18 protein-coding genes and 1 pseudogene are annotated in these 16,896 nt (G+C 68.7%); 6 read left to right on the top strand and 13 right to left on the bottom strand.

The window, feature by feature from the left end; translation table 11 throughout:
• Positions 1-26 precede the first annotated feature (26 nt).
• The gene (locus tag AC0685_RS01960) at positions 27-875 is read right to left on the bottom strand and encodes a hypothetical protein (protein WP_478223836.1); all 849 of its coding nucleotides are present in this window, start codon (positions 873-875) and stop codon (positions 27-29) included.
• Positions 876-939: 64 nt separating this feature from the next.
• Positions 940-1,200, bottom strand: coding sequence for an MmyB family transcriptional regulator (locus AC0685_RS01965; protein WP_478223837.1), 261 nt, complete (start codon positions 1,198-1,200; stop codon positions 940-942).
• A 9-nt stretch (positions 1,201-1,209) separates the two neighbouring features.
• On the opposite strand from AC0685_RS01965, the pseudogene AC0685_RS01970 reads away from it, so the two are divergent.
• The 3 genes and pseudogenes from AC0685_RS01970 to AC0685_RS01980 all read left to right on the top strand — a co-directional run.
• Positions 1,210-1,524 (top strand): annotated as a pseudogene (locus AC0685_RS01970) (MFS transporter); the annotation flags it as partial.
• 53 nt (positions 1,525-1,577) lie between these two features.
• Complete coding sequence (locus AC0685_RS01975; protein ID WP_478223838.1) at positions 1,578-2,096, top strand: RNA polymerase sigma factor; 519 nt, start codon at positions 1,578-1,580, stop codon at positions 2,094-2,096.
• Positions 2,089-2,973 (top strand): VOC family protein, encoded by an 885-nt coding sequence (locus AC0685_RS01980; protein ID WP_478223839.1) that lies wholly within the window; start codon positions 2,089-2,091, stop codon positions 2,971-2,973. The genes AC0685_RS01975 and AC0685_RS01980 overlap by 8 nt, the downstream gene beginning before the upstream one ends.
• A gap of 58 nt (positions 2,974-3,031) precedes the next feature.
• Here the strand turns inward: AC0685_RS01980 and AC0685_RS01985 are convergent, their stop codons facing one another.
• The 3 genes from AC0685_RS01985 to AC0685_RS01995 all read right to left on the bottom strand — a co-directional run bounded on the left by AC0685_RS01985 (position 3,032) and on the right by AC0685_RS01995 (position 6,366).
• On the bottom strand, positions 3,032-4,795 hold the full coding sequence (locus AC0685_RS01985; RefSeq protein ID WP_478223840.1) for a gamma-glutamyltransferase family protein: 1,764 nt from the start codon (positions 4,793-4,795) through the stop codon (positions 3,032-3,034).
• A 32-nt stretch (positions 4,796-4,827) separates the two neighbouring features.
• Entirely contained in the window at positions 4,828-5,049 is a 222-nt protein-coding gene (locus AC0685_RS01990) for a hypothetical protein (protein WP_478223841.1), read from the bottom strand.
• 123 nt (positions 5,050-5,172) lie between these two features.
• Positions 5,173-6,366 (bottom strand): FAD-dependent monooxygenase, encoded by a 1,194-nt coding sequence (locus AC0685_RS01995; RefSeq protein ID WP_478223842.1) that lies wholly within the window; start codon positions 6,364-6,366, stop codon positions 5,173-5,175.
• A gap of 111 nt (positions 6,367-6,477) precedes the next feature.
• Here AC0685_RS01995 and AC0685_RS02000 point away from each other — a divergent pair, with 111 nt between their 5' ends.
• Entirely contained in the window at positions 6,478-7,056 is a 579-nt protein-coding gene (locus tag AC0685_RS02000) for a TetR/AcrR family transcriptional regulator (RefSeq protein ID WP_478223843.1), read from the top strand.
• A 68-nt stretch (positions 7,057-7,124) separates the two neighbouring features.
• On the opposite strand, the gene AC0685_RS02005 is transcribed toward AC0685_RS02000, so the two are convergent.
• Positions 7,125-8,435 (bottom strand): UDP-glucose dehydrogenase family protein, encoded by a 1,311-nt coding sequence (locus AC0685_RS02005; RefSeq protein WP_478223844.1) that lies wholly within the window; start codon positions 8,433-8,435, stop codon positions 7,125-7,127.
• 159 nt (positions 8,436-8,594) lie between these two features.
• Here AC0685_RS02005 and AC0685_RS02010 point away from each other — a divergent pair, with 159 nt between their 5' ends.
• Positions 8,595-9,353 carry an SDR family NAD(P)-dependent oxidoreductase gene (locus AC0685_RS02010; protein ID WP_478223845.1) on the top strand — a complete coding sequence of 253 codons (759 nt, stop codon included), beginning with the start codon at positions 8,595-8,597 and terminating at the stop codon, positions 9,351-9,353.
• A gap of 69 nt (positions 9,354-9,422) precedes the next feature.
• On the opposite strand, the gene AC0685_RS02015 is transcribed toward AC0685_RS02010, so the two are convergent.
• The 3 genes from AC0685_RS02015 to AC0685_RS02025 all read right to left on the bottom strand — a co-directional run bounded on the left by AC0685_RS02015 (position 9,423) and on the right by AC0685_RS02025 (position 12,452).
• A complete protein-coding gene (locus AC0685_RS02015; protein WP_478224437.1) occupies positions 9,423-9,998 on the bottom strand; it encodes a class I SAM-dependent methyltransferase in 576 nt (191 codons plus the stop codon).
• Positions 9,999-10,118: 120 nt separating this feature from the next.
• Complete coding sequence (locus AC0685_RS02020) at positions 10,119-10,724, bottom strand: PadR family transcriptional regulator (protein WP_478223846.1); 606 nt, start codon at positions 10,722-10,724, stop codon at positions 10,119-10,121.
• Between the two features lie 81 nt (positions 10,725-10,805).
• Entirely contained in the window at positions 10,806-12,452 is a 1,647-nt protein-coding gene (locus tag AC0685_RS02025) for a TM0106 family RecB-like putative nuclease (protein WP_478223847.1), read from the bottom strand.
• A 90-nt stretch (positions 12,453-12,542) separates the two neighbouring features.
• Between AC0685_RS02025 and AC0685_RS02030 the strand changes: the two genes are divergently transcribed.
• On the top strand, positions 12,543-13,007 hold the full coding sequence (locus AC0685_RS02030; RefSeq protein WP_125679227.1) for a DUF6474 family protein: 465 nt from the start codon (positions 12,543-12,545) through the stop codon (positions 13,005-13,007).
• A gap of 53 nt (positions 13,008-13,060) precedes the next feature.
• On the opposite strand, the gene AC0685_RS02035 is transcribed toward AC0685_RS02030, so the two are convergent.
• Genes AC0685_RS02035 through AC0685_RS02050 form a run of 4 tightly spaced genes read right to left on the bottom strand, consistent with a single transcriptional unit; the run spans position 13,061 to position 16,616 of the window.
• The gene (locus tag AC0685_RS02035) at positions 13,061-14,020 is read right to left on the bottom strand and encodes a glycine betaine ABC transporter substrate-binding protein (protein WP_478223848.1); all 960 of its coding nucleotides are present in this window, start codon (positions 14,018-14,020) and stop codon (positions 13,061-13,063) included.
• Position 14,021: 1 nt separating this feature from the next.
• A complete protein-coding gene (locus AC0685_RS02040) occupies positions 14,022-14,801 on the bottom strand; it encodes an ABC transporter permease (RefSeq protein ID WP_478223849.1) in 780 nt (259 codons plus the stop codon).
• Positions 14,798-15,982, bottom strand: a complete 1,185-nt coding sequence (locus AC0685_RS02045) for an ABC transporter ATP-binding protein (RefSeq protein ID WP_478223850.1) — start codon at positions 15,980-15,982, stop codon at positions 14,798-14,800. Before AC0685_RS02045 ends, AC0685_RS02040 begins: the two co-directional genes overlap by 4 nt.
• Positions 15,969-16,616, bottom strand: coding sequence for an ABC transporter permease (locus AC0685_RS02050; RefSeq protein ID WP_340686010.1), 648 nt, complete (start codon positions 16,614-16,616; stop codon positions 15,969-15,971). The genes AC0685_RS02045 and AC0685_RS02050 overlap by 14 nt, the downstream gene beginning before the upstream one ends.
• Positions 16,617-16,896 lie beyond the last annotated feature (280 nt).

Below are 16,896 nucleotides of genomic sequence, written 5' to 3' on the forward strand. Positions count from 1 at the left end.
GCGTCCGTTGAAAAGCGGCTTCCCGGCTACGCCGCCCGCGGTAGACGCCGCAGGACCGAGATCATCATCAGCACGCCGCCGATCACCTGGACGGCCAGCACCGCCACGCGCCCGGTGGATCCCATGGTGAACGCGCTGAACAAGGCCCACGCCCCCGTGCCGGCCATCGCCCCGGCGCCGGTCCACACCAGCACCAGCCGCGGCCAGAACCGTCCTCGCGACACGTTCGCCAGCGCGATCGCGGCGAGGACGCCGAGCACCGCGATCACGACGTCCTGGCCGCGGGCCGCGATACCGCCGGTCCCGAACGCCCAGATCGTGTGGCCGATCGCCGTGACGAGCGCGGCGACGATGCCGAGCAGGCCCGCCACACCGATCGTGCCCGGCTTCACGGTGCCGGTGAGGACGAACCACCAGCGATCGCGGGCGTAGAGCACGAACGCGGTCAGCAGCAGGATGCCCTGCCAGGCGAAGCCGCCGTAGACGACGGCCCAGACCCAGTTCTCCAGCGGCATTTCGGTCAGGTGCGCCGTGGACAGGTCGGCGACGATCACCGGGACGTTCAGCACGATCGGCGCGAGCAGCCCGGTGCCGATCCAGATCGGGAACAGGACCAGCGGCGCGGGGATCCGGCGGCCCCAGGAGTAGGTGAACGCCAGCGCGAGGATCACCGCGACGACGTCCATCCCGCCGGTGACCAGGTTCGCGAACATCATCAGGTCGGAGTCCACAAAGGACGGATCACGCAGGCCGAGGCTGCCGCCGGTGACCCAGGACGCCTTGAGGGTCAGGTACGGGAGCGTGCCCAGGATCGCGGCGTAGCAGACGATCAGGCGAGCACTGGAGATCTTGGGGGGAGCCATCGCTACGGTCATGCTCACCAGCGTCGGCGTGCGCGCCGCGGAAAGGCTCCCTCGCGAGCCTCGTCCGCCTCACCCTTCAGAGGGAGCTGGGCAGTTTCGCCGCGGTTTCCTCGTCCGCCGGGGTCAACGTCGCCAGGGAGATCTCGGAACGCCGTCCGAGGTACGGGTACGAGAATTCGAAGCGCAGCAGGCCGACGTCCGGGTGCAGGTAGCGCTTGAGCACGATCCGTTCGGTGGAGACGTCGTGCTCCTTCCACATCCGTTCGAAGAGCTCGGACTCCTGTCGCAGGCGTTTGACCAGGTTCTTCCACGCCGGCTCGGCGATGTGTTCGGCCATCGCGGCGCGGACCTGGGAGTGCTCGATTTCGTGCCGGGGATGCTGCTGTGCGGTCTCGGTCAGGGACTGGCGATGACGACGGTGTTCCGGATCGTCCTGTCGAAGGTGCCGCCGGAGATCGCCGGGGTCGGCAGCGGGATGCTGACGACGTCACAGCAGGCCGCGATGGCGTTGGGCGTGGCGACGCTGGGAACGTTGTTCGCTTCCGCCGGCGCCGGGCCGCTCGGGATGAAGGGCGCGTTCGTGCTGGTCATCGGGATTCAGGCGGTGCTGACGGTCGGGGTGATCACGGTGGCCCGGCGGCTGCCGGATCCACGGGGCTGAGAAAGTTCGAGTTCACCCGTCGGAGTTGTGGCTCCCCGAGCGACGATGGGGATGTGACGGAACCACGGGTGCATCGGGACCCGGCCTTCGCGCTGCTTTCGCTGTACGAGACGGCGTTGCCGGAGGTCTACGGGTACCTGCTGTCCCGGTGCGGTGATCGCACCCTCGCCGAGGAGCTGACGTCCGAGACGTTCCTCGGCGCGGTGAGGGCCTGTCGCAAGGAGTTCGCACCTCCAGTGAGCACCGGGTGGCTGATCGGCGTCGCCCGGCACAAGCTCGCCGATCACTGGCGGCGCAAAGCACGTGAGGAACGCGGGCTGCGGCTCGTCCACGAGGAGGAGTACACCGATCCGTGGGACGAACGGCTGGACGCGCTTCTGGCGCGCGAGGTGCTCGCGTCGCTCGGGGCACATCATCGAGCCGCGTTGACGCTTCGCTACGTCGACGGCCTCCCGGTCCCGGAGGTCGCCGAGCATCTCGAGCGCACGGTGCACGCCACGGAGGCGTTGCTCGTGCGGGCCCGTGCCGCGTTCCGGCGTGCTTACCAGGAGAAGGAGGGTCGCGATGCCTGATCCGTTCGACGCGCTTCGCGCGCCCTCGCAGCCTGTCGAGCCTGACCCGCTCTTCGCCGCCGAACTGCGCGACAACCTTCGTCGCGCCGTCCTGAACGGAGCCGATATGACGGAAACACTCACTACCGATGCCGAAGTCCGCTCTTTGACGCCGTACCTCGTGGTGACGGACGCCCGCGCCGCGCTCGATTTCTATGTCGAGGTGTTCGGGGCACGGCGGCGGTCCGATCCGATCGTGCTGGAGGACGGCCGGGTCGGCCACGCGGAACTGGCCATCGGGGACAGCGTGCTGATGTTCGCGGAGGAATTCCCCGAGCTGGGCATCGTCGTGGCGCCCGCCGGTGGCCCGCTGATCCGAGTCGAGGTCGCGGACGCGCATGCTTCGGCCGCGCGAGCCGTGGAGCTGGGCGGGGAACTGCGACGTCCCGTCGCGGACGAAGGCCACGGGCTGAGCGGGGAGATCAAGGACCCGTACGGCCAGCGGTGGCTTGTCGCGCAGGCTGCGCCTCGGCCCGCTTCGGGCACTACGCCGATCCGGCACGGCGAAGCGGGTTACTTCACTTTCCAGGTGCCCGACGACGAACGCGCGAAGGCGTTCTACGGAGCCGTTCTGGGCTGGCAGTTCTCGCCCGGGCGGGTCGAAGGCGGCTGGGGCGTCGAAGGTTCCGGACTGCAGGGCGGACTCTGGGGTGGCCCGGGACGGCAGGTGGGCTGGAAACTCATGTACGCCGTCGACGATCTCGCCGCCGCCCTCGACCGTGTCCGCGCCCAAGGCGGCCAGGCAGGCGAAACCGAACAGCAGCCCTACGGCCTGAGCGCCGACTGCGTGGACGACCAGGGCATCGAATTCTGGCTCTGGGAACAGCCGCGCTCCTGACCTCGTGAGTGGTAAGGACGGTTCTAACCGTCCTTACCACTCACGAGGCTGGAGAGCGTCAGCGGCCGGCGGCGTAGCCCTGCATTCCGCGCGCGTTCGCGGCGGCGCGCAAGACACCACCGGAACGCGACACGGCCGAAAGCCGCCCGAGCGCCCAAGGTCCCGCGTCGACCACGGCGTGCCCGCGCGCGCCGAGAGCGTCTATTGTGGACTGACCGAGCCGCGACTCGACCACCAGCTCCCGCGGCGTCCACGAGCGCGGATAGAACGAACTCGGGAACGCGGTCGTATGCCACGCGGGCGAGTCGATCGACTCCTGCAGGTTCAGCCCGCCGAGCGTGTGCGCCAGCCAGAAACACAGCTGCCACTGGTCCTGCTGGTCGCCGCCGGGGGTCCCGAACGCGAGCACCGGCTCGCCGTCACGCAGGCCCATCGACGGCGAAAGCGTGATCCGCGGCCGCTTCCGAGGTGCCAGCGAGTTCGGCAAACCCTGTTCCAGCCAGAACATCTGCCCACGCGAGTCGAGACAGAAACCGAGTTCCGGGATCGTCGGGCTCGACTGCAACCAGCCACCCGACGGCGTCACCGAGATCATGTTCCCGGCCGCGTCGACGACGTCGATGTGCACGGTGTCGCCGCGAGTCTCGCCCAGCGGCCCGACCGTCGGCTCCCCTGTCGCACCGGAGCCGGATTCCAGTCCGCGCAGCTTTTCGAGGATCGCGGGCAGCCTCGGCGAGGGACCACCGGGCCGGAGTTCGGCGGACGCTTCTTCGGTGATCAACGCGCGGCGGGCGTCCGCGTACTCGCGGGAGATCAGCAACTCGATCGGCACGTCGGGCGAATCCCCGTACCAAGCCTCACGATCCGCGAACGCCAGCTTCGTCGCCTCGACGGCCAAGTGGATCGTGCGTTCCGTCGGAATACCATCCACATAGGACAGTTCGTCGCGCAGCCCGTCCAGCAACCGCGCCTGCTGCAGCAACGCCGGGCCCTGCGTCCAGGCGCCCATCTTCACCAGGCCCCAGTCACCGAAGTCGACCTGCAGCGCGTCCTCGTACGTCGCCTCCCAGCCCGCGATGTCCTCGCCGGTGAGCAGACCGGCGTGATCGCGCCCGGAATCGTCGCGGAAAGCCTTGCGGCTGAACGCTTCGATCGCCTCGGCGACGAAACCTCGCGACCACGCGCGGCGTCCGGCGTCGATCTGTGCCTCCCGGCCACTGACCGACTCGGCCTCGGCGACCAGCCGTTCCCAGGTGTCCGCGAGGGCCGGGTTGCGGTGCAGCCCTTCGGCGGGCTTGCCATCCGGCAACCAGAGCGCCGCCGACGTCGGCCAATGCTCGGTGAAGAGGTCTTGCACCGCGCGGATCGTGTCACCGACCCGGCTGACCAGCGGAATCCCGTTGCGCGCGTACGAGATCGCGTAGCCGAGCACGTCACGCAACGACTTCGTGCCGTGATCCCGCAGGAGCAGCAGCCAGCCGTCCCAGGCGCCCGGGACGGTCGCGGGGAGCAAACCGCTGCCGGGGATCAGGTCGAGCCCGAGGTCCGCGAAGTACTCGGGTGTCGCGGCCGCGGGCGAGACCCCCTGACCCGCGAGAGCACGTGGAGTCCGATCCGCGGCGGTGACGAAGATGCCGGGGACCTGACCCGCCGGGCCGCACAGATGCGGCTCGGCGACCTGCAGGACGAACCCGGCCGCTACCGCCGCGTCGAAGGCGTTGCCGCCGTTTTCGAGCACCGCCATGCCGGTGGCCGAGGCCAGCCAGTGCGTCGATGCCACCATGCCGTGGGTGCCGGCCAGTTCCGGCCTGGTCGTGAACACGAAGCCGATACTACGCTTTGCTAACTACTTTTTCAGTCCCAGAAGTTGAAGAGACCCTCGCCGAGGTTGTCGGGCCGCCAGTACCCGACGTCGTCTTCATCGACCCAAGGCCATGCGGCCAGGTCGAGCGGACCATGCTTCAGGACGGCCAGCAAACCCGGCTCGTCGATGAACCCGAGCGAACCGGATTCCACCGGCGTCGCGGCGATGCCGAGCCCATGCCAGGTCGCGTTCTTGCTCCAGTCCGCGTCCACAGCACGGCGACGGTGCGGTGGGGATAAGCGATGTGGCACTGGTCGAAATTCGGCGCCTAACCGGAGTATCGGAACTCCTTCACGTCGCCTTCCGTCCGCCGGGCAGCCTCGTACCCACCGAAACTATCCCCGCGCGGCGACCGGAGCGTCATAGTTTTCCAGCGTCGCCGCGTTCGCCGCCCGCGACGTGATCCACGTGAACACCTTGGTCATCGGCCGCGAACCCAGCACCCGGTACAGGAAGTTCCGGTAGCCGAGCATGAACCGGGTCTTCGGCGCGAGGAACGTGCCGATCCCGGCGGCCTGCTTCTGCGAGACCTTCACCGGACCGCGCAGTTTCTCTTCGTAGCGCGCGAAAGCGACTTCGTGATCACCCTGCGCGGCGGCGAGTTCCCCGGCCAGGATGTACGCGCCCATCATCGCGAGCCCGGTGCCCGAACCGCCGGGACCCGCGCACCACGCCGCGTCACCGAGCAGCACGACCCGGCCCTGCGACCACTTGCCGAGATGGATCTGGCTGAGTGAATCGAAATACAGCGCGTCGACGTCGCCAAGGCCTTCCAGCAACGTCGGGGTTTCCCAGCCGAAGTCGGCGTAGCGCTCGGTGAGGACCTTCTTCTGTGCCTCGACGTCGCGTCGCCGCACCTCCAGCGACTCCGACGCGAAGACGAGGCTGACATTGAGAGCCGAGCGATCGCGGCCGCCGGCGACCATGACCGTCCGGCCGGGGACGCTGCAGATCTGGCCGAGATGGTCGAGGCCGAGGTGGTTCGGCACGGTGAAGCCCGCGGTGTGGAAGCCGAGGTCGGTGCGGAATCGCTCTTCGTCGCCGAACGTCAGCCGCCGCACGCCCGAGTGCAGCCCGTCCGCGCCGACGACCAGGTCGAATCTGCGCGGCTCGCCGTGGACGAAGCCGACGTCGACGCCGTCCGCGACCTCGTCCAACCCGGTGATCCAGTCGCCGAAGACGTACTCGACGTCGTCTTTCGTGTGGTCGTAGAGGATGCGCGTCAGGTCTCCGCGCTCGATCTCGACTTCGCCGCTGAAGAAGACGGACGGCATCTCGGCGACCTTCTTGCCTCGCGTGTCGACGATGACCTGCGCGCCCATCGCGGTCTCCTTCGCGCGGATGTCTTCAAGGATCCCCATGCGCTTGAGCAGGGTCATCTGCTCGCCGCGGAAGTCGACCGCGCTGCCGCCTTCGCGCAGCGCCGGGGCGCGTTCGACGACGGTCGGCGCGAAACCGCGCTTCCGCAGCCAGAAGGCGAGAGCCGGGCCCGCGATGCCGGCGCCGGAGATCAGAACGGTGGTCGTCATGGCTGCTCCCTGGGTTCGCGGTGATGGGAGCGACCGTACGGCAGATTTGCACGCTTGGTCAATCCATTTGGTTAAACCAAGTGGATAAACCGCGTGGTCTAGGATCCGGACATGGGTAATCGCGAGGACCTGATGGCGGGCGCCATCCAGTGCTTGAAGGAAAAGGGCTGGTCACGCACGACGGTGCGGGACATCGCGACGGCGGCCGGGGTCAGCCACGCGGCGATCGGCTACCACTTCGGATCGCGCGAAGCCCTGCTGCTGACGGCGTTCTCCCAGGCGATGGACGACTGGGGCCGAGAGATCCAGATCGAGATGCGGAGTGCCGTCGACCCCGACGCGTCGCCCTCGGAGCAGTACGCGGCGTCCTGGCGCGCGATGATCGACTCCTACGGGCGCAACCGGCAGCTGTGGATCGCCTCGATCGAGGCGTTCGTGCAGTCCGAGCATCACCCTGAGCTGCGGAGGCAGCTCGCCGCCGCACAACGCGAAGGCCGCCGGGGAATGGCGGCGGGCATCCTCGGGATCGACGAGGACACCCTCACCGAGGCGGACGAGCGGCGGATCGGCGCGGTGGCCACGGCCCTGAACTCGGGCGTGATGCTGCAGCACATGCTCGACCCGGAGAACGGTCCGACGGCCGAGGAGGTCGTGGACGGGCTGCTCAAGCTCGTCTCGCTGGTGCAATGAAAGGTCCTTTCCTTGCGAAATTTGCAAGGAAAGGACCTTTCATTGCACCAGCGGGCGGGGCAGGTGGGTCAGGAGACGGCGACCGTCCGCCGCAGCGCCGCCCGCGGCCGCCCGACGCCCTGCCACGACAGGCCGACGTCCAGGATCCGTTGCGGGTCCAGGAGATTGCGCGTGTCGACGACCGCGTCGCCGTCCATCTGCTCGGCCATGTACGTCCAGTCGAGCCGCTTGAACTCGTCCCATTCCGTCAGCACGACGACGGCGTCGGCCGCCTTCGCGACCTGGTACGGGTCGTCGACGACGGTCATGCCGTCGATGTGGCCGCCGACGGCGGGGTCGTAGGCGGTCAGTTCCGCGCCGAGCGCGCCCAGCACCGAAGCGACCGCGAGGGCGGGCGAGTCGCGCAGGTCGTTCGTCCCGGCTTTGAACGCCAGCCCGAGGACGCCGATCCGCGAACCGGCCAGCGTGCCGCCGACGGCGCCGGCGATCTTCGCGACGATCCGGTCCCGTTGTGCGATGTTCTCCTCGATCGCCGAGGTGAGCAGCGTGAAGTCGTACTGCACCGACTCGGCGACCCGGACCAGCGCGCTGGTGTCCTTCGGCAGGCACGAGCCGCCCCAGCCGGGGCCGGGCTTGAGGAACGAGCGGCCGATGCGCCGGTCGTAGCCCATGCCCTCGGTGACCAGGTCGATGTCCGCGCCGAGGCGTTCGCACAGTTCGGCGATCGAGTTCACATAGGACAGTTTCATCGCGAGGAAGCAGTTCGCCGCGTACTTCACCAGTTCCGCGCTGGCCGCGTCGGCGACGACGACGGGGGCGGCGAGGTCGGCGTAGAGATCGCCGACCCAGCGGGCGGCCGCGACGTCGTCCGAACCGACGACGATCCGGTCGGGGCCGAGGAAGTCCTCCACCGCGGTGCCCTCACGCAGGAACTCCGGGTTCGACACGACCGGCACGTCCGTGCGACCGAGCATCGCCTGGATGCGCTTCGACGTCCCCACCGGAACGGTCGATTTGGTGACCAGCGCGCACCCCGGCGGGATGACGTCGCCGATCTCGGTGGTCACGGCCTCGACGGCCCGCAGGTCCGCCGAGCCGCCCGCGCCCATCGGCGTCGGCACACAAAGGAAAACGGCCTCCGCGTCACGAACGGCGTCGCGCGCGCCGACCACGAATTCGAGTCTTCCGCTGGTCAGCCCCCTCGACACCAGCTCGGACAATCCCGGCTCCAGGATGTCCACCCGTCCGGCGGAGAGCCTTGCGACCTTCGCCTGGTCGACATCGACGCAAGTGACTCGATGCCCCAGGCCGGCCAAGCAGGCTCCCGTGGTCAATCCGACGTAACCCGTCCCCACCACCACGATCCGAGCAGCGCTCATGGTGCTGAAGGTGACAGCCGGAGTTGACCTCCGAGCGAACGGAATGCTTCAGGTCCGAATACTCCTCACGACATGCTGCGCACCCGGAGTGAGCCATCCCACCCAGGCCCGATGCGAACGAGCGTTAACCTATGAACGGTTGTCGACGAAAGGGAGAACATGCAGATCACCGATACCGCGGCGCTCGTCACGGGTGGCGCGTCCGGGCTCGGCGGCGCGACCGCGAAGGCGCTCGCCGCGAAGGGCGCGCGGGTCTTCGCGCTGGACCTCGCCGGTGCCATCGCGAACGCCGAGCAGGTCGAGAACGTCACCTACGTCGAGGCCGATGTCACCGACCCGGAGCAGGTGCGGGCGGCGGTCGCGACCGCCGCCGAGTCCGGGGTGCCGCTGCGGACCGTGGTGAACTGCGCCGGGATCGGGCCGTCCGCGCGAATCCTTTCGAAGAAGGGCCCGCACGACCTCGCCCTGTACGCGAAGGTCGTCCAGATCAACCTGGTCGGCTCCTTCAACGTGCTGACGCTGGCCGCCGAGGCCATCGCCAAGACCGAGCCGCTGGCCGACAACGCGCGCGGCGTCATCATCAACACCGCGTCGGTCGCCGCCTTCGACGGCCAGATCGGGCAGGTCGCGTACTCGTCGTCCAAGGGCGGCATCGTCGGGATGACCCTGCCCGCCGCGCGCGACCTCGCGTCGCACGGCATCCGCGTGCTGACCATCGCGCCGGGCATCGTCGACACCCCGATGCTGGCGACGGTGAGCGAGGAGTTCCGCGCTTCGCTGGCCGAGGGCGTTCCGTTCCCGAAGCGGCTCGCGCGGCCGGACGAGTACGCGCAGCTCGCGCTGTCGCTGATCGACCACGACTACCTGAACGGCGAGGTCATCCGGATGGACGGCTCGCTGCGCATGGCCCCTCGCTGAGCCTGCCCCGCGTGAGAGGAAAGGTCCTTTCCTTGCGAAATTTGCAAGGAAAGGACCTTTCATAGCGCGTCAGGGGCGGGTGAGGCGGACGTCCAAGCCGATCCCGGCCGTGGTGACCTCGCACGTCCGGAACGCGGTTTCGGCGACCAGCCCGCTGAAATCGACAGGCGTGTAAGCGCGCCGCCGCAGTTGGCCGAGTGTCTGACGGGTCGCCAGAGCGGCCAGTTTGCCGAGCTTCATGCTCGCGACCTCACGCACGATGTCGCCGTCGGTCGCGTCCCGGTTCATGTCCTGCACCACCGCCGTGCCGCCTGGGCGCAGCACGCGGTACATCTCGTCGAGCGACTTCACCGGCCACACGAAGTTCTTGAACGCGGCCTGGCAGACGACGAAGTCGAACGTCTCGTCGTCGAACGGCATCGCCGCGACGTCACCCTCGCGGAACGAAACCTCGACGCCTTCGGCCCGCGCGTACTCGCCCGCGATCTCCACGAACGTCGGCGCGACGTCCAGTCCGGTGACGGAAAACCCGAGCCGCGCCAGCTCGACGGCGAAGTAGCCGGGGCCGAAGGCGACCTCAAGGATCTTCGCGCCTTCCGGCAGGCCGGCCGTGAGTTCGCGGGCCTGTTTCCGCCAGAGTTCGATCTGCGGTTCGGTGCCGCGCTGCCGGGCGTAGTTCCGCGAAGTGCCGTCTCGTGGCCGGGTTCCGGTTGCGGGATCGTCGCCCCGGCGGGGTGCTGCAACACCTCGCCGGGGTTCTTTCGGCTAGCCGGTGCTCCCCCTTTCGGCCGACAGGGCCCGCCATTCGGCGAGACCGGGCATCGAGCCGGAAGTCAGTTCCCCGAGGATCGAGCGGACCCATTCGGCTTCCGCCACTCGGATCGCCAGGTGGTATTCGAGTTCGAGCAGCACCAGCCGCGGGATCTCCTCCAGCAGCCGCGCCAGTTCGGCCCGGGTCGAGGCGATGTCTTCGTCCAGTGCGGCCAGCCGGGTGCGGAACAGGGCGATCACCTCGTCCGGCCCGAGCCAGCCCAGCACCGACAGCCCGGCGACGAACTTGGGCTCCTCCGGCGCGAGTCCGGCCAGCAGTTCGCGCAGCCAGTCGAGCATTTCGTCACGGCCGGCGTCGGTGATCCGGTACACCGTGCGCTCGGGGCGGGCACCGTCGCGACCGCTCTCGGCGGCCTCGATGAAGCCGTGTTTCCGCAGGTTGCCGACGACCGTGTAGAACGAGCCCCATTTGATCCCCATGTCGCGGTCCTTGCCGCGGCTCTTCAGGATCGAGGCCATTTCGTACGGATGCATCGGCCGCTCGTTCAGCGTGGACAGGATCGCCAGCGCCAGCAGATTCCCGACCTTCCGCCGCTTCAACACGCCTCCTCGTTGACGAGTACTCGTCTACGAGTATCCGCAGGGACGCGCGTGCTCGCAAGTTTCCCGGCGACCGGGTGCTCAGAGGTCGTTCATGTACGGCACGGACGTCTGCGCGTGGTCGGTCATCCAGTTCCGCAGCGCGTGCGTCGCCAGGACGTCGTCCTCGTTGTAGCGCAGCAGGCGCTCCCGCTGGGCGGCGTCCGAAAGTCCGCCGTCCATGCCGACGGCGTCGCGGTACCACCTCATCGACGCCTCGCCGCCCGCTTCCGGGTCGCGCCAGGCGAATCCCGCGACCGGCGCGATCACCTTGAGCCCCTTGCCCTGCGAGCAGAGGAACTGGTCGGTGACGCTGCGAAAGAGATCGATCCACTCCTCGGAGTCCACAAAGGACGCGATCTCCGCCTTCTTCGGAACGCCGGGGTACTCGCCGAACCGGTCGGCGGAGCCGAAAAGCCAGCGGTTCTCGGCGAGCGCGTTGTAGCAGTAGGCACGGAAGGTCAGGCCCGCGGCGAGCGTGCGCTCGCGGACTTCGGTGAACCAGGCCCAGAACTCGGCGAACGACCGGGCCTCGTCCGCGGTCGGCAGCGGCTCCCACGTCGCGAACGCGCGATAGCCCTGCTCCATCCCGATGTCGGCGCCCGTCAGCAGCGAACCCCACAGGTACGCGCCGGAATCGCCGAAGCTCTCCATGTCGACGTCGACCTCGACGTCACCGCGCGGGACCTCGACGCGGTCGACCTTGCGCACCATCGTGAGATCGGCGAGCCAGGCGCGCGCGAGGATGATCGCGTCGGCGAACGTGCCGCCGGTCCAGTTCATCGGCGGCGGTTCGTCGGCCGGATCGAGCGCGGCCAGCTTGTCCACTGTGGACACCCCGGCGCGGCGGAGCTCCATCGCGTCCTCGCCGCGGACGACCAGGCTGACGTCACGGGTTTCGGTGAGCACGACCTCGCACGTCGGCCACCACGGGCAGCGCCGGCATTCGAGGACGCGGGACGGCTCGGCGAGCGGCTCCTCGCCCTCGGCGGCAGCGCTCGCGATGGCGAGCCTGTCGACGAAGCGGCTCTGGTACTCCGTCAGCGCGCTTCGGCCGCCCGGCCAGGTGGCCGCGGACAGGTCGTGCCAGACGACGACGTCCGCGTCGAGCCCGATGACGCCGCCGACGGCGCGGTGCCCTTCGTGCTTTCCGAGCGCTTCGAGCATCCGGTAGAGGTGCGCGAGCCGCATCTGGTCCCGCGGCTGCGAGCGGATCTTTCGCGCCGGATCGGGCAGCCGGTTCGCCGGATCGAGGTCGGTCATCACCGTGGTCGGCGCGCCCGCGCCGCGATCGGTGACGCGGTGCCGCACGACCAGCACCGGCACGTATCCGTCACCGGTGTGGACCAGGAGTTCGGAGCCACCACGCCGGTGACCGGCGCGATCCACCGGGAGCAGCGCGCCCCAGACGTAGCGCGCTTCGGCGGCGAAGGCCTCTTCGGTGAGCTGCACGCGCTCGGCGGCCGGGAGGTCCCGGGGGATCTTGACCCAGGTCGCGTCGGGTCCCGTCGCCTCCATGAGGCGCTGCACGATCGCCTCGCGATGCGCTGACGCGTCGGCGATCCGCTGCTGCGCGGCGGGGTCGGGCGGGGCGAGCGGGACCTCGCGCATCGCCGGATCGTGTTCCAGGTGCACGCGACGCCGGCAGCGGCTCACCGCTCCCGCGTCCAGTAGCACCTCGTTACTCACAGGCAACACTCTAGAAGGCGTCCGGCAAGCCGACATGCCCGCCACATCGGGGACCAGTAAGTTCGTCTGTGACACAGCGTGGGAGGTGCCATGGCGCGCAAGGCCAAAGCCGTCGAGGGCGAAGGCAGGTTTACCCCGAAGAAGGCGAAGAACGCCGTCGCGGTGGCCAAAGTGCTCGGACCGGCCGTACTGCCGGTGATCGCGCCGTACGCCGTTCGAGCGGCGGGTGCCGCGCGAGAGCTATACGACCGTTATCAAGCGAAGAAGCTCGGCGTCGCCGTCGACCAGCTCGGCGAGTACAGCGGACGCGGTGCCGCGCTGCACGCGCGGATCGCGGGGCTGACGCAGGGGCTCGCGGAGCTGAAGAGGTCGGCGAAGGCGACCGACGCCGACGCGGCCTTCGCGAAGGACACCCAGGGGACGCTGGAGCAGCTTTCGGCGACCGTTCGCGCTTCGGAGCGGATGCCCGCCGCGCGGCGGAAGGCGGCGCATCGGGCCGTGGCCGGGGAGCTGGACCAGCTGGAGGGAAAGCTGCTGCACCGGCTGGGGATCTGAGCTGCCTCGTGAGTGGCTAGGACGGTTAGAACCGTCCTAGCCACTCACGAGGCCTAAGAGATGAACCCCTTCTTCTTCATCCACTCGTAGGCGACCTCGCCCTGGTCACGACCGTCGACGTCGACCTGCTTGCACAGCTCGATCATCTGCTCGTTGTCGAGGGCCGCGGCGACGGCTTCGAGCGGTCCCCGCAGTTCCGGGTGCTGCTTCAGGAATTCCGTCCGCAGCGTCGGCACGGCGTTGTACTGCGGGAACGCCTTCTTGTCGTCTTCGAGGACGCGAAGGTTGAGCCCGGCGATCCGGCCGTCGGTCGTGAAGATCTCGCCGATCGGGCAGGTCCCGCTCGCCACGGCCGAGTAGATCGTGCCGATGCCGAAGTTCTTGATCACCGGGTTCTGGAACCCGTACGCCCGCACGGCGGCGGGGAAACCGTCCTGGCGGCTGGTGAATTCGGTCTCCAGGCAGAACACGTTCTGATCGGGCTTCCGCTTCAGGAACTCCGCCAGGTCCGACGTCGTCTTCAGATTGTTCGCCGCTCCGTAGGCCTCGGTGACCGCGAAGGCGTACTGGTCGTTGAGCGGCGAATAGTTCAGCCAGGTGACACCGAACTTCGCCTCGTCCGCCGCCTTCGTGGCTTCGTACTGGGCTTGTTCCCCGCCGGGGACGGGGAGTTCGTTGCCCTGGTAGTTGATCCAGCCGGTGCCGGTGTACTCCCACGTGACGTCGGTCTGGCCGGCGAGCAGCGCCTGCCGCGACGAGTTCGAGCCCTTGATGTCGGTCAGGTCGACGACGTCCGCGCCCGCCGCGGAAAGCGCCATCTCGGCCATGTAGCCCAGGATGATGTTCTCGGTGAAGTCCTTCGAGCCCACCGTCACCTTGACGCCCTTGAGCGACTCGATGGGCTGGATCGAACCGGGTTCGATCTTGTACGGCAGCGCGGTGTTGACCTCCAGCCCGCACGCGGAAAGCGTGCCGCACAACAGGACCGCACCGAAGATCGCCTTGAGTCGCATGTCAGCGCAGTCCCTTCGGTCCGAAGAACTGTTCCGCCACCGCGCCGAGCCAGTCGACCAGCAGCGCCAGCGCGACGGCGAGCACCGAGCCGGTGATCAGCACCTTCGTCAGGTTGAGCTTGTAGCCGGTGTCGATCAGCAGGCCGAAACCACCGGCGTTGACGAACATGCCGAAGGTCGCCGTGCCGACGGCCAGCACCAGCGAGGTCCGCAGACCGGCCAGGATCAGCGGGATGGCCAGCGGGAACTCCACCCGCCACAGCACGCCGGACGCCGACATGCCGATGCCACGGCCGGCGTCGATCAGCGCGGGCTCGACCTGCTGCAGGCCGACCATCGTGTTCCGCAGCACCGGAAGCAGCGAATAGAACGCCAGCGGCAGCGCCGCCACCCACAGCCCGCCGGTGGCGCCGGTGACGATGAACCACAGCACCAGCACACCGAGCGCGGGCGCGGCCTGGCCGATGTTCGCGACCGCCAGGAAGACCGGCGCCGCCCATTTCGCCCACGGCCGCGTGACGAGCACGCCGAGCGGCACCGCCACGGCGACCACGATCGCGGTGACCACGACGGTCATCGCCAGGTGGTCGCGCAGCGCGGCCAGCAGCCCGGCGGCGTTGAGCGTTTCCTTCTCCGTCGCGGTGAGGTCACTGGCGAAGACCCAGATCAGCACCGCGGCGACGATCAGCAGGACCGCGGCGGGCTGGGCGAACAGCCGGACCCGTTCGGCGCCTCTCGACGAGGACTCGGTGGAGAAGCCGGTATCGACGGTGGCCGTCATGCGGTCACACCTTCCGCCGGGCTGTCGTCGGAGTGCTCCTCGCGCAGCTGCTGGATCGTCGCGATGACGGTGTCGAGTTCGATCGTCCCGGCGTACTCGCCGCGCGCGCCGGTCACCGGGACGCTGCCGCCCTCGGCGAGCATGGCTTCGAGCGCGTCCTGCAGGGTCGACTGGAGGCTGACGTAGTCGCGCAGCGGTTTGCCCGCGGTGGACAGCGACGTCGCCTTGGTCAGCTCGCGGACGTGCACCCACCGCATCGGACGGCGGCGCTGGTCGAGCACCAGCACGAAATGCTTGCGCTGCTGAGTCAGCTTCTCGCGGACCGAGGACGGCGACTCGCTCACCGTCGCCGTCAGCGCGTCCTGCTTCAGCTCGACGTCACGGACCCGCAGCAGCGTCAGCTGCTTCAGCGAGGCGCCGGCACCGACGAAGCCGGCGACGGTGTCGTCGGCCGGGTTCGCGAGGATCGCGTCCGGGGTGTCGTACTGGAGGATCTTCGACTGGTTGCCGAGCACCGCGATCTTGTCGCCGAGCTTCACGGCCTCGTCGAAGTCGTGGGTGACGAAGACGATCGTCTTCTTCAGGTCGGTCTGGAGCCGCAGCAGTTCGTCCTGCAGGTTGCCGCGGGTGATCGGGTCGACCGCGCCGAACGGCTCGTCCATCAGCAGCACCGGCGGATCCGCCGCGAGCGCCCGCGCGACGCCGACGCGCTGCTGCTGTCCACCGGACAGCTGACGCGGGAACCGGTCGCGGAAATCGGCCGGGTCCAGCCCGACCAGGTCCATCATCTCCTCGACCCGGTCGTTGACCTTCTTCTTGTCCCAGCCGAGCAGCCCCGGCACCACGGCGATGTTCTGCGCGACGGTGAAATGCGGGAACAGCCCGGCCTGCTGGATCGCGTAGCCGATGCGACGGCGCAGGGTGTCGACGTCGAGCTTCAGCGCGTCGTCACCGCCGATGGTGATCCGGCCCGACGTCGGCTCGATCAGCCGGTTGATCATCCGCATGGTCGTGGTCTTGCCGCAGCCGGACGGGCCGACGAAGACCACGATCTTGCCGGCGGGCACCACCATCGAGAAGTCGTCGACCGCGGGCTCACGGGTGCCGGGGTAGCGCTTCGTGACGTTCTCCAGCTCGATTTCGACGCCGGATACGGTTTCAGGAGACTCAGCCACGGACACCCCTAGAGACGGTCAAACGGTTGATCAGGACGTAAACGGCGTCGAGGACCAGTGCGAGGACGACCACCCCGAGCGTCCCGGTCAGTGCCTGGTTGAGGGAGTTCGTGCTCCCCGCGTTGGTGAGGCCGGAGAAGACCTCCGAGCCGAGGCCCGGCCCCTTCGCGTAGGCCGCGATGACCGCGATGCCCATGAGCATCTGCGTCGCGACCCGCATACCGGCGAGGATCGCGGGCCAGGCGAGCCGCAGCTCCACCTTGGTCAGCACGCCGAAGCGGCTCATGCCGATCCCGCGTGCCGCGTCGCTGACCGCCGGATCCACGCCGCTCAGCCCGACGATCGTGTTCCGCACGATCGGCAGCAGCGCGTAGAGCACGAGGGCGATGACGGTGGTGTTCGCGCCGAGACCGAACACGGGGATGAGCAGGCCCAAGAGGGCGAAGGAGGGGACGGTGAGGATCGTGCTCGCCAGCGCCGTGGCCACGGCCGACCCGATCGGGCTGCGGTAGACGGCGACGCCGATCACCACGCCGAGGACGGCGGCCAGGATCGTGCACTGCACGACCGCGCTGACATGGAGGAGCCCTTGGAGGGCGAGTCTGTCCCACCGATCCGAGATGTACTCGAAGAGATTCATCGCGTGCTGGTTCTCCCGCCGCCTCTGGGTGAGACTCCTCACCCATTCGGAGTAGCTGTATCGGGAGCCTGACTACCCAAAAGCCGCGCGGTCAAACCCCTGTTTACCGCCTTTTATCCCGTCAACCTTCCCCATTCGGCCTAAATGGGCAAACGCACGCGCCGGTCCGGCGGTGTCTTTCCCACTGCTCACCAGCCGGGAGGAGATCGACCACTCGGACGTACGTCGAATACCCTTCACCCGTGAGTAAAGGCAGCCATCACCGAAGCGCGTTACGCGC

The organism is Amycolatopsis sp. NPDC043889 (assembly GCF_056435645.1).

What these genes read in the sequence shown, in the direction of transcription:
- AC0685_RS01960 (WP_478223836.1), bottom strand. Translation starts at nt 875, where the DNA reads ATGACCGTAGCGATGGCTCCCCCCAAGATCTCCAGTGCTCGCCTGATC.
- AC0685_RS01965 (WP_478223837.1), bottom strand. Translation starts at nt 1,200, where the DNA reads ATGGCCGAACACATCGCCGAGCCGGCGTGGAAGAACCTGGTCAAACGC.
- AC0685_RS01980 (WP_478223839.1), top strand. Translation starts at nt 2,089, where the DNA reads ATGCCTGATCCGTTCGACGCGCTTCGCGCGCCCTCGCAGCCTGTCGAG.
- AC0685_RS01995 (WP_478223842.1), bottom strand. Translation starts at nt 6,366, where the DNA reads ATGACGACCACCGTTCTGATCTCCGGCGCCGGCATCGCGGGCCCGGCT.
- AC0685_RS02000 (WP_478223843.1), top strand. Translation starts at nt 6,478, where the DNA reads ATGGGTAATCGCGAGGACCTGATGGCGGGCGCCATCCAGTGCTTGAAG.
- AC0685_RS02005 (WP_478223844.1), bottom strand. Translation starts at nt 8,435, where the DNA reads ATGAGCGCTGCTCGGATCGTGGTGGTGGGGACGGGTTACGTCGGATTG.
- AC0685_RS02010 (WP_478223845.1), top strand. Translation starts at nt 8,595, where the DNA reads ATGCAGATCACCGATACCGCGGCGCTCGTCACGGGTGGCGCGTCCGGG.
- AC0685_RS02030 (WP_125679227.1), top strand. Translation starts at nt 12,543, where the DNA reads ATGGCGCGCAAGGCCAAAGCCGTCGAGGGCGAAGGCAGGTTTACCCCG.
- AC0685_RS02035 (WP_478223848.1), bottom strand. Translation starts at nt 14,020, where the DNA reads ATGCGACTCAAGGCGATCTTCGGTGCGGTCCTGTTGTGCGGCACGCTT.
- AC0685_RS02040 (WP_478223849.1), bottom strand. Translation starts at nt 14,801, where the DNA reads ATGACGGCCACCGTCGATACCGGCTTCTCCACCGAGTCCTCGTCGAGA.
- AC0685_RS02050 (WP_340686010.1), bottom strand. Translation starts at nt 16,616, where the DNA reads ATGAATCTCTTCGAGTACATCTCGGATCGGTGGGACAGACTCGCCCTC.